Genomic DNA, 16,093 nt, shown 5'->3' with positions numbered 1-16,093 from the left:
GGCGGTCGAGACGTGACCGTGGTTGTTCGCGTTCGGGGCCAGGATCTGGTCCTCGGACCGCTCCGTCGCCACCTCGACGAGGGTGATCGTCGTCATGGGTGCTCACTCCTTCCTGTATCTCGGGTCGAAACCGGCCACACCGACCGGTTCCGGGACACCGGCGCCCCGACCTGGGGACAGGTCGAGCAGACGCCGGTAGTCGGGGGAGGTGCGCAGCAGGTCCGCGTGGGTGCCGTCGGCGACGATGCGTCCGTCGGCCAGCAGCACCACCCGCTCGGCGCGCCGGATCGTCGAGACGCGGTGGGCGATCACCACCGTGGTGCGGCCCCATCGCGCGACCGTGTCCGCGAGGTCCTGCTCACCCACCGCGTCGAGGTGGGCGGAGGCCTCGTCCAGGACGAGGACCGCCGGGTCGCGCAGCAGCGCCTGCGCGACGGACAGCCGCTGGCGCTGCCCGCCGGACAGCGTCGCCCCGCGGTCACCCACCGGGGTGTCGATCCCGTCGGGGCGGGCGCGGATCGTCGCGGCGAGCCCGGCGTCCTCCAGCGCCCGCCACAGGGCGGCGTCGTCGGCCTCGGGGGCGGCGAGCAGCAGGTTGCTGCGGACGGTGCCGCGGAAGACGAACGGGTGCTGCGACACCATCGCGACCCGCCGCCGCAGGTCGTCGGCGTCCAGGGAGCCGGTCTCGGCGCCGTCGAGCAGGATCCGGCCGGCCTGCGGGGTCCACAGTCGGGTGAGCAGCCGGGCGAGCGTGGACTTGCCGGCACCGGAGGCACCCACCAGGGCGACCTGCTCGCCGGGGTGCACCTCGAGGTCGAGCCCGTCGAGCACGCGGGGCCCGTCGTCGTAGGCGAAGGTCACGGCCTCGAGGCGCAGGTGGCCGCGGGACGACGGCGCCACGGGGCCGGGCGCACCGGCGCCGGGCCGCGGTGCGTCGTCCGGCCCCGACCCGCTCGCGTCCCCTGCGGCCCCCGCGTGCCCGGCCTGGTCGGCCCGGTCGCCGGCGTCGACGAGGTCGAGGACGCGCTGGGCCGCCGCCGACATCTCGCCGAGCCGCTGGACCATCGCGAAGGCGCCGGCCGCCGGGGTCACCGCGGCGGCCACCAGCACCGTCGCCGGCGGGATGAGGACGGGATCCACGGTCCCGGCCAGGGCGCCCTGCACCAGGGACGCGAGGAACAGCAGGCTCGTGGCGGCCACGACCAGGTCGGCGAGCGCCGACTCCCCGGCGGCCCGCAGCGCGAACCGCCGCTTGGCGGACTGCACGGCGTCGGTGCCGGAGAGCACCTGGGAGCGGTGGTGGGCGGTGAGGTCGAGCGCGGCGAGCTCACGGCGGGCCTGGGAGCCTTCGAGGGCGACGGCCTGCAGGGTGCCGAGCTCGCGCCGGATGGCCGCACCCTGGCGTTGCTGCAGGCCGGCGAACAGCCACGGCACGCCCATCAGCAGCGCGACGCCGGCGGTGACGATCAGGCCCCGAGGCCCGACCATGGCCACGAGCGCGACCGAGACGAGCAGGGGGGACAGCACGGCGTTGACCCCGGCGCCGAGGGTGTGGGCGTAGAACCACTCGAGGACCTCGACGTCGTTCATGGCCGTGCCGGCCACCTCGCCGGCACGGCGCCGTCCCGACCGGGCCGGGACGATCCGCTCGACCGCGTCGTAGACACGCACCCGCAGGGCGTCGATGACCCGGTAGGCGAGGACGTGACTCAGCCACGACTCGATCCAGGTGAACACGGCGACGGCGATGACGGCGGCGGCGAGGGACAGCAGCAGGACACCCACGAGCGAGGTGTCCGACGACGTCACGAGGGCGGCGACGGCCGTGCTGATCCCGGCGGCGGCCGCGGTGGCGAGCTGGAAGCCGGTCATGGCAGCCGTGGAGCGCCAGAACAGCGAGCGTTCCTCGCGCACCTCGCCGAGCAGGCGCAGGACGGGGCGCAGCAGGCTGCTGGTGGGTGTCGTGGTGCTCATGCCGGGATCTCCTCGGTCTGGGCGGCGTGCAGCCGGGCGAACGTGCCGTCGAGCGCGAGGAGCTGGTCCCAGGTGCCCGCCTCGACGACGCGGCCGGAGTCGACGACGACGATCCGGTCGGCGTCGCGCACCGCGCTGAGCCGGTGGCCGATGATCAGCAGCGTCGGGGCGTCGGCGCCGGTGCGCAGGGCGGTGAGCAGCCGGCGCTCGCGGTCGGCATCGAGGGCGGAGGACGCCTCGTCGAGCACGAGGACGGGGGATCGGCGAAGCAGCGCGCGCGCGACCGCGACCCGCTGGCGTTGGCCGCCGGAGAGCAGGGTGCCGCCCTCGCCGACCTCGGCGTCCAGGCCGGCGCCGTCCGCCCCGGCCAGCTCCGGGGCCTGGGCGCGGTCCAGGGCGTCGACGAGCTCGGCGTCGGACGCCCCGGGGGCGACGAGCGCCAGGTTCTCCCGCAGGGTGCCGGCGAAGAGCACGGGCTCCTGGGAGACGAGGGTGACCGGGGGGACGCCGTCGGCGGCTCGGACCGCGACCGTCCCGGTCTCGGGCGGCAGCAGCCCGAGCACCAGGTTGGCGACGGTCGACTTGCCGGCGCCGGAGGGGCCGACCACGGCCGTCACGCTGCCGGTGGTCACGTGCAGGGTGAGGTCCTCGACGGCAGGGCGCTCCGCCCCGGGGTAGCGCGCGCGGACGTGGTCGAGCGCGACGGCGACCGCCGGGTCGCCAGGTGCGGTCCCGGCTGCCGCCGGAGGCTCGGTGTCGTCGGGTTCCGCGAGCCGTTCCAGCAGCCGGGAGCCGGCCGAGACGCCCAGGTAGCCGGCGTGCCAGTGGTTGGCGAGGTCGCGGAACGGCCGGAAGACCTCGAAGCCGACGAGGGTCACGGTGAACAGGGCGGGTGCGGCCATCGCACCGGCGTCGACGCGCAGGACACCGACGGCCAGCACCAGGGCGGGGCCCGCCACGAGCAGGAAGCCCGTCAGCCCCGACTCGACCAGGGAGAGCCGGAGCTGGCGCAGCGTCGAGTGCAGCAGCCGGGCGCTCGCGGTGACCAGGTGCTCGCGGCGTCGGCCGGCCGCACCGAGCAGCTTGAGCGTCTCCATGCCGCGCATCGAGTCCACGACGTCGGCGTGCATGCCGGCGTAGGCGTCCCAGTGCTCGTCGCCGCGCGACCGCAGCGCGCGGTCCCACAGCCGGGGCAGCAGGGGGACCAGCGCTGCGGTGAGCCCGGCAGCGAGGCCGACCACCGGGTCGACGGCCACGAGGAGGGCGACGGTGACGACGGCCGTGACCGTGGTGACCACGACCTGGGGGACGTAGCGGGTGACGTAGGGCTCGAGGTTCTCCACGCCGTCGACGAGCTGGGAGTGCCGTCCGCCGAGGTTCTCCGTGGCGCGGGCGAAGGGTCCGCGGGCGGCGTCGGCGTCGAGCAGTCCGGCCCGCAGGTCGCGCTTCATCCGGCCCGCGACGGCGTGCGCGGTGAGCTCTCGCAGCGCGGTCGCGGCGGGGCGGAGCAGCAGGGCGGCCGCCAGCAGCGCGAACGGGCTGGCCAGCGCGGTCAGGTCGGCGCCGTCGAGGATCCCGGCGAAGAGCCGGGACATGGCGATCGCCTGGGTGATCGCCAGGGCGCTGAGGACCAGCCCGACGGCGACGCACCAGGCCTGGCCCGAGGCCGAGGACCGCGTGAGCCGGAGGAGGCGGAGATGGATCACGGACACCTGCTATCGTGAGAGTGAGAATCATTCCCAACATTGGGAATGAACCCTTTGTACACGATCGACCGGGACGGGTGCCAGTGGTAGCGACGATCGACCGCCCGGCGGCGGTGTCCCCCGGCGTGACGCGCCGGCGGCACGCCCTCCTCCTCGGAGCTCTCGGTGTCGTCCTGCTCGGCACGTCCGTCGTCGCCGTCGGGATCGGCCCGGTGGCGATCACGCCGTCCGTGGTCACCGACGTCGTCCTCGGTCGCCTGGGGCTGGCCGATCCCGAGGCCGTCAGCGCCACCGACGACTCGATCGTGTGGCTGATCCGGCTGCCTCGAGTGATCCTCGGCGCGACCGTCGGCGCCGCGCTGGCCCTGGCGGGCGTCGTGATCCAGGCGCTCGTGCGCAACCCGCTCGCCGACCCCTACCTGCTCGGCATCTCCTCCGGCGCTTCGGTCGGGGCGGCCGCCAGCATCCTGTTCGGCGTGGGCGGCGGCGTGCTCGCCCCGACCGGCAGCGCGTTCGTCGGCGCTCTGCTCGCGATCGTCCTCGTGCTGTCCGTGGCGCGCATCGGCGGCCGGTTGATCGTCTCGCGGCTCGTCTTCGCCGGGATCGCCGTGGGCTTCGCGCTGACCGCCTTGACGAACTTCCTGGTGTTCGCCAGCGACTCCCGCGAGGGCGCCCGTGCCGTCATGTTCTGGACGCTCGGCTCGCTGGCCCAGTCCCGCTGGTCGTCCGTGCCGCTGGCCGTCGCGGCGGTCCTCGTCGCCGCGGTGGTGTTCATCGCCTGGGCACGACGCCTCGACGCGCTCGCCATCGGTGACGACACCGCGCTGGCGCTGGGCACCGAACCGACCCGCTTCCGGTCGGCCGCCGTCGTCGTCGTCAGCCTGGTCGTCGCCGTCGCCGTCTCCGTGTCCGGGCTCATCGGGTTCGTCGGTCTGGTGGTCCCGCACATCGCCCGCCGCCTGGTCGGCGGGAGCCACCGCATCGTCCTGCCCGTGTCCGCCCTGCTCGGCGCCCTGCTGCTCGTGAGCGCCGACGTGCTGGCACGCACAGCCTTCGCCCCCCGTGAGCTGCCGCTCGGCATCCTCACCGCACTGATCGGCACCCCGCTGCTCGTCGCACTCGTCCGACGGTCCCTCACCCGCTGAGGGACCACCCACCTCCACCCAGCCAGAGACGGAGATCTTCCACCATGTCCCCTGCGACCCTCCGCCGCCGCGGCACCGCCGCGTTCGGCGTGCTCGCCCTCGCCACCCTCGCCGCCTGCTCCGCGGACGCCGACGCCTCGTCCGGGACCGCCGCGGAGTCCACCGCTGCGTCCTCGGAGCCTGCGGACGACGCCGGCACCGCGTACCCGGTGACCGTCCAGAACTGCGGGGAGGAGCTCGAGGTCCCGGCCGAGCCGGAGTCCGTGCTGTCCATCGGGACGTCCGCCGTCGCGCTGCTCGACGCCGCCGGCGCCTCGGACCGGATCGTGGCCCGCGCCGGCGAGTTCGGCGCCGACCTGCCGCCCGACCTGACGAACCCGCCCACCGATGCCCCTGTCCTCGACCCGTTCGACCCGACCATCGAGGTGATCGTCGGCGCCGAGGCGGACATCATCGTGGGGTACGGACTGTTCAACGCGGCCGTGGAGGACGTCGAGGCGGCCGGCCTGACGAACGTGGTCATCGACGGCGAGTGCAGCCACGACGCCGCGCTGACGGACAAGACCGACTTCGACGCGATCTTCGCCGACGTGGAGCGTCTCGGCACCATCTTCGACACCCACGCCGAGGCGGCCGAGAACGTCGCCGCGCTGCGCACCGAGCTCGACGATCTGACCGCGGCGGCCGGGGAACGGCCCGACGGCGAGGCGGTTTCCGACGAGACCGCCGCCGTCGTCTACTACTTCTCCGAGGACGCCACGATGTCGGCCCGCGGCGGCCAGGGCATCGCCGACGACGTGCTCGCCCGGGCGGGCTTCGAGAACACCTACGGCGACGAGCCGTCGGTCTACCTCGAGGCCAACGTCGAGACGCTGCTCGACGCCGACCCGGACGTGATCGTGCTCGCCTACGGCCTCTACGGCGAGAGCTACGAGGACGCCGTGGCCACGTTCATGGACGAGCCGGGCGCCGAGGAGCTCGCCGCCGTGCAGCAGGACCGGATCATCGGCGTCCCGGCGGCCGACCTCGCCCCGGACCCCGGTGCGATCCGCGGTCTGGATGCCGTGCTCGAGGGCACCGGCGCGCTGGAGGAGTGAGGCGCTCATGATCACGACGCGACGGCTGACCGTCCGGTACGGCCGGACGGTCGCCGTGGCGGTCGCGGACCTCGTGGCGGCCGACGGGCGCACGCTCGGCCTGATCGGGCCCAACGGGTCCGGGAAGTCGACGATGCTGCGCGCCGTCCTGGGTGCCGTCCCCGGCGAGGGGACGGTCACCGTCGACGACGACCTGGTCCGCGACCTGACGCCGCGGCAGCGCGCCGACCGGATCGCCGTCGTCGCGCAGGAGGAGCCGAGCGGCATGCCCCTGACCGTCCGGGAGTCGGTGCTGCTCGGGCGGTCGGGGCGCCGGTCCGGCTGGAGCCGCTACCGGCCCGAGGACGAGCACGCCGCCCAGGGGGCCATGACACGCACCGGCGTCACCCACCTGGCGCACCGGCAGGTCGACGGCCTCTCCGGCGGGGAGCGTCAACGCGTCCTCGTCGCGCGGGCGCTGGCCCAGGGCTCCAGCCACCTGCTCCTGGACGAGCCGACGAACCACCTCGACGTGCGCTACCAGCACGAGATCCTGTCGCTGGTGCACGGTCTGCCCCTGACCACCATCACGGTGCTGCACGACCTCAACCTCGCGGCCCGCTACTGCGACGAGCTGGTGCTGCTCTCCGAGGGCCACGTGGTCGCGGCGGGTGTCCCCGCCGAGGTGCTGGTCCCCGAGGTGCTCGAGCCGGTGTACGAGATCGCGGTGCGACGACTGGACGTCGAGGGGGTGCCGCAGCTGGTCTTCGGTGTCGATGCCCGAGGGCGAGGACCGGGGCCTCGTCCACCTCTCGACATGCACGCCCGACGCCCGACCACCGGGGACCTCCCGGAGCGCCGCGGCGCGCGCTGAGCGGCAGGCTCAGGCCGCGGGTACCGGTCCTGTGGACTCCCGGACCACGAGCTCGGAGTGCGGGGTGATGGACCGCACGGGGGGCCGCCCGTCGATCTGGGCGAGGAGCCCGTCGACGATGTTGCGGCCCTGGGCCGCGAAGTCGACCCGGAGCGTGGTCAGGGGCGGGGCGAAGTAGGCGGCGTCGGGGATGTCGTCGACGCCGGTGACGCTGACGTCGCCGGGGACGGAGAGGCCCCGTCGGCGCAGGGCGAGCATCGCGCCCAGCGCCATCTGGTCGTTGGCCGCCACGATGGCGGTCGCGCCGAGATCCTCCCCGAGGGCGGCGACGGCGTCGTGCCCGGACCGGGCGGTCCAGTCCCCGGGCAGGACGCCGGCGGACCGCAGCCCCCGCGCGGCGACGGCGTCCTCGTAGGCCTGGGTGCGGTTGCGCGCGGCCGGCCAGGTGGCGGGTCCGGCGATGTGCAGGAACGACCGGTGGCCCAGCCCGGCCAGGTGGTCGACGAGGGCGGGGAAGCCGATCCCGGTGAGCTCGGAGTGCTCGGTGGGGGTCTCGTCCGGCTCGCCGCCGAGATAGACGGGCACGGTGAACTTGGCCGCCTCGATGGCACGCGTCATCTCGTCGGTCGAGGTCAGCGCCAGGATGCCGGCGAGGTCGTGCTGCCGGAGCATCTTGAGCGTGTCCCGGATCGAGCGCGGATCACTCATGTCCAGCGTGAAGATGTCCAGCACGTACCCGGCTCGGCGGGCCGCGGCGGCGGCACCCTGGGCGATGTTGCTCGGCCCGTGCTTGTCGATCTCGTGGGTGAGGGCGCCGATGCGGTGGGAGCGGCCCGTCGTCAGTGACCGTGCCGTGAGGTTGGGCCGGTAGTCGAGCTCCTCCAGCGCCGCGACGACGCGCTCCCGGGTCGCCGGACGGATGCCCTCGTACCCGCGCAGGTAGCGGGTCACCGTCTGGTGCGAGACGCCGGCCGCCTTGGCGACGTCGTAGATCGTGGGGGGCTTGTCGCTGCCCGGCGCGGAGGCCCGCTGCAGGGTCGACAGCGCGGGCCGCCGGGGGCGTCCGGGCAGCTCGCCGCCGACGTCGTCGCCGGTCGGAGCGTCGTCCACCGTCGTGTGCGGGTCCATCGACGCTCCTTCGGCGTGCTCGAGATCGATCCAGCCAGAGTAGCTCTGGCGCGGAGACGGGTTGACTCACCGCCATGTTACCGGCAACAATCCGATAACGACGCTATGTTGCCGACAACATCAGGCCCTAGAGTCGCTCGTACGTCACCGCCGACTGCAGCACAGACAACGGAGTACCTGACCGATGGACCCACGCCCCGCGCCCTCGCTCCCGACCGGAGCGCTGTTCGGCGTCGCCTACTACCCCGAGTACCACCAGCGCGACCGGATGATCGAGGACCTCGACCTCATGGTGCAGGCGTCGATCACCGTGATCCGTGTCGGCGAGTCGGTCTGGTCCACCTGGGAGCCGGAGGACGGCCGGTTCGACCTCGAGTGGCTGGCCCCGGTGCTGGACGCCGCGCACGAGCGGGGGATCGCCGTCGTGCTCGGGACGCCGACCTACGCGGTCCCGCCGTGGCTGCAGACGGCGCACCCCGAGATCGCGGGGGAGCGCCGCACCGGCGAGCCCATCCCGTGGGGCGCCCGGCAGGAGGTCGACTACACCAACCCGACGTTCCGCCACTACGCCGAGCGGATCGTCCGCCGCATCACCGCGCGGTACGCCGACCACCCGGCCGTGATCGGCTACCAGGTGGACAACGAGCCGGGCCTGGAGCTCTTCCACAACCACAGCGTGTTCACGCGGTTCGTCCGGTCGCTCAAGCGGCAGTACGGCGACGTCGGGACGCTCAACCGCGAGTGGGGACTGACCTACTGGTCGCACCGCCTCGCGGACTGGAGCGAGCTGTGGCGGCCCGACGGCAACTCGTTCCCCCAGTACGACCTGGCGTGGCGACGGTTCCAGGCCGAGCAGACCTCGGAGTTCATCGCCTGGCAGGCGGGCATCGTCCGCGAGTACGCCCGGCCCGAGCAGTTCGTCACCACGTGCCTGCAGTACCCGCGCCGGGGCCTCGACGACCGCGGGCTCTTCACCTCGCTCGACGTCACCGCCGGCAACCCGTACTACGGGATGCAGGACCGGCTCGACGCCTCGGTGGAGAAGTCCGCGCCGAACTACTGGACCACCACCGGTGTCGCCGGGCTCTTCCGGCAGGCCGACCGGCTCTACTCCTCCCAGCAGGACCGCTACCTCGTCACCGAGACCAACGCCCAGGCCATCGACGACGCGTCGACCAACTTCCCGCCCTACCCGGGCCAGCTCAAGCAGGCCGCGATGGCGTTCGTCTCCCGCGGTGCCGCGATGATCGAGTACTGGCACTGGCACACGCTGCCCTACGGGGCCGAGACCTACTGGGGCGGTGTGCTCCCGCACAGCCTCGTCCCCGGGCGCGTCTACGACGAGGTGTCCGAGATCGGCGCCGAGCTGCGCGAGATCTCGCCGCTGCTCGACGGCTACGAGCCGGACGCCGACGTCGCGGTGCTGTGGTCGAACCCGAGCCGGTACGCGTTGCAGTACATGCCGCCCTTCACGATCGGCGGCACGCCGGACGACGAGTCGTTCGAGCACGTCTTCGACGCCTTCCACGCCGCCGTCGTCGAGACCGGCCGCCAGGCCCGGGTGCTGCACCTGGAGCAGGCCCTCGAGCGCGGCGCGGCCGAGATGGCGCGCCGGTTCCCCGTGCTGGTCGCCGCCGGCCTGTACGTCACGACCGACGCCGAGCTGGCCTTCCTGCGCGAGTACGCCGAGCACGGCGGCCACCTCGTGCTCGGCGTGCGCACCGGGTACGCCGACGACGAGGCCCGGGCCCGGGTCGACGTCGCCCCGCCGGGGCTCGCGGCCGCCGCCGGCGCCTCCTACGAGGAGTTCTCGAACCTGGAGGACGAGGTCACCGTCATCGGGTCCGACGAGCTCCCCCTCCCGCTCTCGGCGATCGGCCGGTACTGGGTCGAGTGCCTGCGGCCCGACGGCGCGACGACGCTCGCGACGTACGCGCACCCCCGGTTCGGCGACTTCGCCGCCGTGACCACCCACGAGCACGGCGCCGGCCGCGTGACGACGGTGGGCTGCGTGCCCGGCCGCGACCTGGCACGCGCCGTCGTCGAGCTCGTCGACCCGCGACCGGACGACGGCGCCACGACCGCGACGCTGCCGGTCACCGTCGCGTCGGGAACGGTGCGGGACGGGCGGCGGGTCCGTTTCGCCTTCAACTGGAGCTGGGACCGGACCGCCGTCGTGCTCGACGAGGACGTCGTCGAACCGGTCGGCGGCACGCGCTACCCGGCCGGCAAGGAGCTGGACCTCGAGCCGTGGGGCTGCCGGGTCTTCGTCTCCGACGGTCCCTCCGACCAGCCGCACCACCCGGGAGACGTCCGATGACCACGCTCACCCCCCCGAGGGTGACCCCGGCACGGGTCACCCAGGAGATCCGCACACCGAAGCGTCGCTGGACCGGTTGGCAGTTCACCTGGCCGTTCGCCGCCGTGTTCGTCGTCGCGTTCATCGCGCCGCTGCTCTACGCCCTGTGGCTCAGCCTCTTCCAGAACCAGCTCGTCGGCGGCAACGCGTTCGTCGGCCTCGACAACTACGTCCTGGCGTTCAACGACCCGGCCTTCTGGGCGGGCTTCGGGCGTGTCTTCCTGTTCCTGCTCGTGCAGGTCCCGATCATGCTGCTGCTCGCCCTCGCGGCCGCCCTCGCGATCGACAGCGCACGGCTGTACGCGACCGGGTTCTTCCGCATCGTGATCTTCCTGCCGTACGCCGTACCCGCCGTCGTCGCCGTGCTCATGTGGGGCTTCATCTACGGCGACAACTTCGGCCTCACCGCGAGCATCAACGACTGGCTCGGCAGCGACGTGCTGGCGCCGTTCGCCCCGCAGTGGATGCTCGTCTCGATCGGCAACATCGTGACCTGGGAGTTCGTCGGCTACAACATGGTGATCTTCTACTCGGCGCTCAAGACGATCCCCACGGACCTCTACGAGGCGGCCGAGATCGACGGGGCCCGGGGCTGGCAGGTCATCAAGGCCATCAAGCTCCCCGCGGCCCGCGGAGCGATCGTCATCGCCACGATCTTCTCGATCATCGGCAGCTTCCAGCTCTTCAACGAGCCGAACGTGCTGCAGCCGTTGGCCAACAACGTCATCACCAGCTCGTACACCCCGAACATGTACGCCTACTCGCTGTCCTTCGCCGGCCAGCAGTACAACTACTCCGCCACCGTCGCCATCATCATGGGCGTCATCACCGCGGCTATCGCCTACGTGGTGCAGCTGCGCGGTTCCCGGAAGGAGGACCGCTGATGGTCCGGTCACGCACGATCAACCCCCGGGTCCGCCGTCGGGCCTTCTCGGTCACCCGGCCGCCGAAGTCCACGGCCCTGACCCTGGTCATGATCCTGTTCCTGTTCTACGCACTGGTGCCGCTGGTGTGGCTGTTCATCAACGCCACGAAGACGCAGGGCGACCTTTTCTCGTCGTTCGGCCTGGCGTTCGGCAGCTCGTTCGCGCTGTGGGACAACGTCGTGGCGACGTTCACCTACGACGACGGGATCTACCTCCGCTGGCTCGGGAACACGCTGCTGTACGTCGTCGTCGGCGCCGGCGGGGCGACCCTGCTGGCCACGTTGGCCGGCTACGGGCTCGCGAAGTTCCGGTTCCCCGGGCGCAGCGCCTACTTCGCCGTCGTGCTCGGAGCCGTGGCCGTGCCCGGCACGGCGCTCGCGGTGCCGACGTTCCTGCTGTTCAGCCAGCTGGGGCTGACCAACACGCCCTGGTCGATCATCATCCCGTCGCTGATCAGCCCGTTCGGCCTCTACCTGATCTGGGTCTACACCATCGACTCGGTCCCGACCGAGCTGCTCGAGGCGGCCCGGCTCGACGGCGCCACCGAGATGCGGACGTTCTTCACCGTCTCGATCCGGCTGCTCACGCCGGGCATCGTGACGGTGGCGCTGTTCACCATCGTGGCGACCTGGAACAACTACTTCCTGCCCCTGATCATGCTCAGCGACCCGCAGTGGTTCCCGCTGACGGTGGGGCTCAACCAGTGGAGCTCGCAGGCCGCCGGCGTCGCGGCGGAGCCCATCTTCAACCTGGTGATCACCGGCTCGCTCGTCGCGATCGTGCCGATCATCGCCGTCTTCCTCTTCCTGCAGCGCTTCTGGCAGTCCGGCCTGAGCGCCGGGAGCGTCAAGCAGTAGACCTCAGCACGACCACAGCGGGCGCCACCGTCGGCGTCCGGCACGACGAAGTGACCAAGGAGCAACCATGCGCACCACCATCCGTCCACAGGCTCGTCGAGCCTCCGCCGCCGTCGCCGTCGGCCTCCTCGCAGCAGGCCTGCTCAGCGCCTGCGGTGGAGCCGAGACGGGGGCCGACGCCGGATCCTCCGAGCCCGACCCCGAGGCCGCGGCCGACCTCGACGCCGCCCTCGAGGAGGGTGGCGAGCTGACCTACTGGACGTGGACGCCGTCCGGCGAGGACCAGGCCGCCGCGTTCATGGAGCAGTACCCGAACGTCACGGTCGAGGTGGTCAACGCCGGCACCGCGACGGACGAGTACACCAAGCTCCAGAACGCCATCGCGGCCGGCTCGGGAGCCCCCGACGTGGCGCAGATCGAGTACTACGCCCTGCAGCAGTTCGCGATCTCCGACAGCCTCGTGGACCTGAACACCCTGGGGCTCGGCAGCCTCGAGGACCAGTACACGGCCTCGACCTGGGCGCAGGTCAGCGTCGAGGGCGGCCTGTACGGCCTGCCGCAGGACTCCGGCCCGCTCGTCCTGATGTACAACCAGGACCTCTTCGACGAGCACGGCATCGAGGTGCCGACCACCTGGGACGAGTACGTGGCCGCCGCCGAGACGCTGCACGAGGCCGACCCGTCGACGTACATCACCAACGACGCCGGGGACCCCGGCTTCGTCCAGCCGCTCATCTGGCAGGCCGGCGGTCACCCGTACACCGTCGACGGCACGACCGTGAGCATCGACCTGCAGGACGAGGGCTCCCAGCGCTGGGCCGACATGTGGAACCAGATGCTCGAGCCGGGCCTGCTGGCCGACATCCCCACGTGGTCGGACGACTGGTGGAAGGCGCTGGGCAACGACACGCTCGCCACGATCGTCACCGGGGCCTGGATGCCGGGCATCCTCGAGGGCTCCGTGCCCGAGGGCGCCGGCAAGTGGCGCGTCGCCCCGATCCCGAGCTACGACGGTGACCCGACCACGGCGGAGAACGGCGGCAGCTCGCAGGCCGTCATCAAGCAGTCCGAGAACCCCGAGCTCGCGGCGGCGTTCGTGCGCTGGCTCAACAGCTCCGAGGAGAGCGTGGACGTGTTCCTCGAGTCCGGCGGCTTCCCGTCCACGACGGCGCACCTCAACGACCCGGAGTTCCTCGAGGCCGCGCCGGAGTACTTCGGTGGCCAGAAAATCAACGAGGTCCTCGTCGAGGCGTCCGAGAACGTGTCGACCGACTGGCAGTACCTGCCGTTCCAGGTCTACGCCAACAGCGTCTTCCCGGACACCGTGGGCCAGGCCTACACGCAGAAGAGCGACCTCAACGAGGGCCTCGTCGCCTGGCAGGACAACCTCGTCTCGTACGGCAGCTCCCAGGGCTTCACCGTCGAGCAGTGAGAGCTCCGCCCGGACCGGACTCCTCGCCGGTCCGGGCGGTCCCCGGGGTTCGACGACGAGCCCCGCCGATCCCGATCACCCCAACGGAGGGGATATGAGCAGGACGAGATCAGTCAGGACCGTGACCGCACTTCTCGCCGCGGCCGCCGTCGCCGGGCTCCCGGCCCTGGCGGCCCAGGGTTACGACCCGACCGGAGGGACCGTCTACGAGCTGGGCGACGAGCCGTGCCTGAAGGGCACCGGCAACTGCGCGATCTACCCGAAGTCCGTCCAGCTGCCGTCGGGGCGGCTCGTGATGGCCTTCGAGCGGTCGACCGTCGTGGCGGAGACCGGCAGCGCCGACGGGCAGACCCTGCCGGTCTACGCGAGCGACGACCACGGCGAGTCGTGGCAGCCGCTGTCCGAGGTCGATCCTCCCGCGTACCTGAGCGACGACCCCGAGTACGACCCGTACATCAGCAACTGGACCAACCCCAACCTGTACGTGCTGCCCCAGGACGTCGGTGACCTCGCGGCCGGGACGCTGCTGCTGGCCAGCGTCGTCTCCGGCGACGACCACTACTTCCTCGAGCAGAAGGCCGCGGACCCCTCGTGGGTGCCGGACAACGACGGCGACCGGAGCGACCTGGCGATCGCGCTGTTCGCCTCGACCGACGAGGGCGCCTCGTGGGACGTCGTCGACATCGTCGCCCGGGGCGGGTGGCAGGGAGGCTCGGCCGGCGCGATCGGCGGCCGGATCTCCTCGGCCAACACCTTCGCGCAGGTGGACCCGGTGTGGGAGCCGCAGCTGAGGGTGCACGACGGTCTGCTCGTCGCCTACTACTCCGACGAGAACGACTACCTCGGCTTCGACCCCGCGACGGGCGTGGCGCAGGTCGACCCGGACAACGACACGGCGCCGGACTCGCACGGCCAGATCCTGGTCCACCGGACCTGGGACGGCGTCAGCGCCGAGTGGAGCGACCCGGTCGTGGACACGCCGGGGCTGACGGTCGACCGCGGGGCGGGCAAGACGCAGATCGGTGGCGGCCGGCCCGGCATGACGTACGTCGTGCCGACCAGCGACGACAAGTGGTTGATGACGTTCGAGTACTTCGGCGGCGGGACCGTCGCGCGGTACAAGATCGCCGACGACCCGCTCGCGTTCCACGCCGACGGGACGGCCGCCGGTGCCGGGATCGAGGGGCTGCCGGTGACCCCGGGGTCCGGCACGCTGGCCCCGGGCGGCAGCCCGGTGCTCGAGCGGTTGCCCGACGGCCGGATCCTGTACAACTCCTTCGGCAGCGGCAACATCTGGGTCAACGAGTCCGGGGCGAGCGACGGGACCTGGACGGAGCACCAGGCACCCATCGGCACCGGCTACAGCCGGGCGCTGCAGTACGTCGAGGGCACCGGACGCGTCGCCATCCTCCAGGCCGTCTGGGGCGGCCCGACGAGCGGCGCCGTCGTCCGGCACGCCGAGGTCGACCTCGGCGACTCGGACGGGACCTACTACCGGCTGACCAACCGCGCCTCCGGCCAGGTGATCGGGACCGGCGGCAACACCACGGACGCGAACATCGGCAACGCGGACGTGCCGGACGTCGTCGCCGAGCCGCAGGACGCTGCCGCCGACACCCAGTACTGGCACGTCATGACGCGGCCCGACGGCGCGGAGACCATCCTCAACAAGTCCGGCGGGCGGGCGGCCGCGGTGTGGACCGGGTTCCCCAGCGTGGGCCAGCGGGTCGGCCAGTGGGTCGACGACCAGGACACGGGCAGCTGGAACCTCGTCGAGACCGGCGACGGGGGCTACCGGATCCAGTCGGCGGGGGCGACCGACCTCTACCTGACCGCCCCGGCGGGGTCCGGCGCGGTGACGCTGCAGAACGCCACCGGGGACGACTCCCAGGTGTGGGAGCTGACCCCGCTGGCCCCGACGGGGGAGGACCTGACGGGCACGCACCGCTCGGAGAGCCTGATCGGTGCCGACCCGGAGGGCGCCGGGGCCGAGCTGCCGCTCGACGCCGCCGGGTTCGACCCGGCGGGCGACCCGCTGCGGGCGGACACGACGGGGCACGCCTACGTCCTCACGGACGCCGGCGTCACCTCCCTGGGTCCGGTCGAGCTCGACGCCGCGCAGCAGGGTGTCGTGACCCTTCCCGGCGACCTCGCCGCGGGCACGTCGTTCCGGGTCGCGGTGCTGACCGACGACGCCCCGGTCGTCTGGGACGAGGCGGTCGTCGGAGGTGACGTGTCCGAGCCGACGCTCCCGACGGAGGTGACGGTGAAGCCGCGGTGCATGGCGGGAACGGCCTACGTGGCGGTCCGCGTCCGGAACGTCGGCGACGTCGCGATCGACGTCGAGGTCGTCACGCTGGCCGGCAGCACGACGTTCACCGACGTCGAGCCGGGCCGGCACGCGTACCAGTCGTTCTCGACGGGTGAGCCGTCGGTCCCGGCGAGCACCGTGACGGTCACGGCGTCGGCGCAGATCGCCGGCGACGAGGTCGTCACCACGCACGAGGAGCCCGTGGACCCGATCAGCTGCGGCTGACCTGCGTCGACGAGCCGTGCCACGGGTCCGGGTCCGTCGCGACGGGCCCGGACCTCGTGGTCGTGAGGGCAGGGACCCGT

The 16,093-nt window shown here is 72.6% G+C and carries 11 protein-coding genes; 8 read left to right on the top strand and 3 right to left on the bottom strand.

The features are described from left to right. Positions 1 to 102 precede the first annotated feature (102 nt). Entirely contained in the window at positions 103 to 1,974 is a 1,872-nt protein-coding gene (locus tag PO879_RS16040; RefSeq protein ID WP_278235856.1) for an ABC transporter ATP-binding protein, read from the bottom strand. After that, positions 1,971 to 3,680, bottom strand: coding sequence for an ATP-binding cassette domain-containing protein (locus PO879_RS16035; protein WP_278235855.1), 1,710 nt, complete (start codon positions 3,678 to 3,680; stop codon positions 1,971 to 1,973). The genes PO879_RS16040 and PO879_RS16035 overlap by 4 nt, the downstream gene beginning before the upstream one ends. A gap of 83 nt (positions 3,681 to 3,763) precedes the next feature. Between PO879_RS16035 and PO879_RS16030 the strand changes: the two genes are divergently transcribed. Genes PO879_RS16030 through PO879_RS16020 form a run of 3 tightly spaced genes read left to right on the top strand, consistent with a single transcriptional unit; the run spans position 3,764 to position 6,775 of the window. Further along, entirely contained in the window at positions 3,764 to 4,825 is a 1,062-nt protein-coding gene (locus PO879_RS16030) for an iron ABC transporter permease (RefSeq protein WP_278235854.1), read from the top strand. Between the two features lie 44 nt (positions 4,826 to 4,869). Continuing rightward, complete coding sequence (locus tag PO879_RS16025; RefSeq protein WP_278235853.1) at positions 4,870 to 5,922, top strand: ABC transporter substrate-binding protein; 1,053 nt, start codon at positions 4,870 to 4,872, stop codon at positions 5,920 to 5,922. Positions 5,923 to 5,929: 7 nt separating this feature from the next. After that, complete coding sequence (locus PO879_RS16020; protein WP_278235852.1) at positions 5,930 to 6,775, top strand: ABC transporter ATP-binding protein; 846 nt, start codon at positions 5,930 to 5,932, stop codon at positions 6,773 to 6,775. Between the two features lie 9 nt (positions 6,776 to 6,784). On the opposite strand, the gene PO879_RS16015 is transcribed toward PO879_RS16020, so the two are convergent. Further along, positions 6,785 to 7,903, bottom strand: a complete 1,119-nt coding sequence (locus PO879_RS16015; protein WP_278235851.1) for a LacI family DNA-binding transcriptional regulator — start codon at positions 7,901 to 7,903, stop codon at positions 6,785 to 6,787. 184 nt (positions 7,904 to 8,087) lie between these two features. Between PO879_RS16015 and PO879_RS16010 the strand changes: the two genes are divergently transcribed. From PO879_RS16010 to PO879_RS15990, 5 genes are all read left to right on the top strand, one after another. Beyond that, complete coding sequence (locus tag PO879_RS16010) at positions 8,088 to 10,223, top strand: beta-galactosidase (RefSeq protein WP_278235850.1); 2,136 nt, start codon at positions 8,088 to 8,090, stop codon at positions 10,221 to 10,223. Continuing rightward, on the top strand, positions 10,220 to 11,146 hold the full coding sequence (locus tag PO879_RS16005) for a sugar ABC transporter permease (RefSeq protein WP_278235849.1): 927 nt from the start codon (positions 10,220 to 10,222) through the stop codon (positions 11,144 to 11,146). The genes PO879_RS16010 and PO879_RS16005 overlap by 4 nt, the downstream gene beginning before the upstream one ends. Positions 11,147 to 11,235: 89 nt before the next feature. Further along, on the top strand, positions 11,236 to 12,045 hold the full coding sequence (locus PO879_RS16000; protein ID WP_278237572.1) for a carbohydrate ABC transporter permease: 810 nt from the start codon (positions 11,236 to 11,238) through the stop codon (positions 12,043 to 12,045). A gap of 67 nt (positions 12,046 to 12,112) precedes the next feature. After that, on the top strand, positions 12,113 to 13,477 hold the full coding sequence (locus tag PO879_RS15995; RefSeq protein ID WP_278235848.1) for a sugar ABC transporter substrate-binding protein: 1,365 nt from the start codon (positions 12,113 to 12,115) through the stop codon (positions 13,475 to 13,477). Positions 13,478 to 13,598: 121 nt separating this feature from the next. Beyond that, positions 13,599 to 16,013, top strand: coding sequence for an RICIN domain-containing protein (locus PO879_RS15990; RefSeq protein WP_278235847.1), 2,415 nt, complete (start codon positions 13,599 to 13,601; stop codon positions 16,011 to 16,013). Positions 16,014 to 16,093: the final 80 nt, after the last annotated feature.

It is taken from the genome of Isoptericola sp. AK164 (genome assembly GCF_029643425.1).
Classification (GTDB): Bacteria; Actinomycetota; Actinomycetes; order Actinomycetales; family Cellulomonadaceae; genus Isoptericola; species Isoptericola haloaureus.
This window is presented reverse-complemented; position numbering and strand designations above follow the sequence as displayed.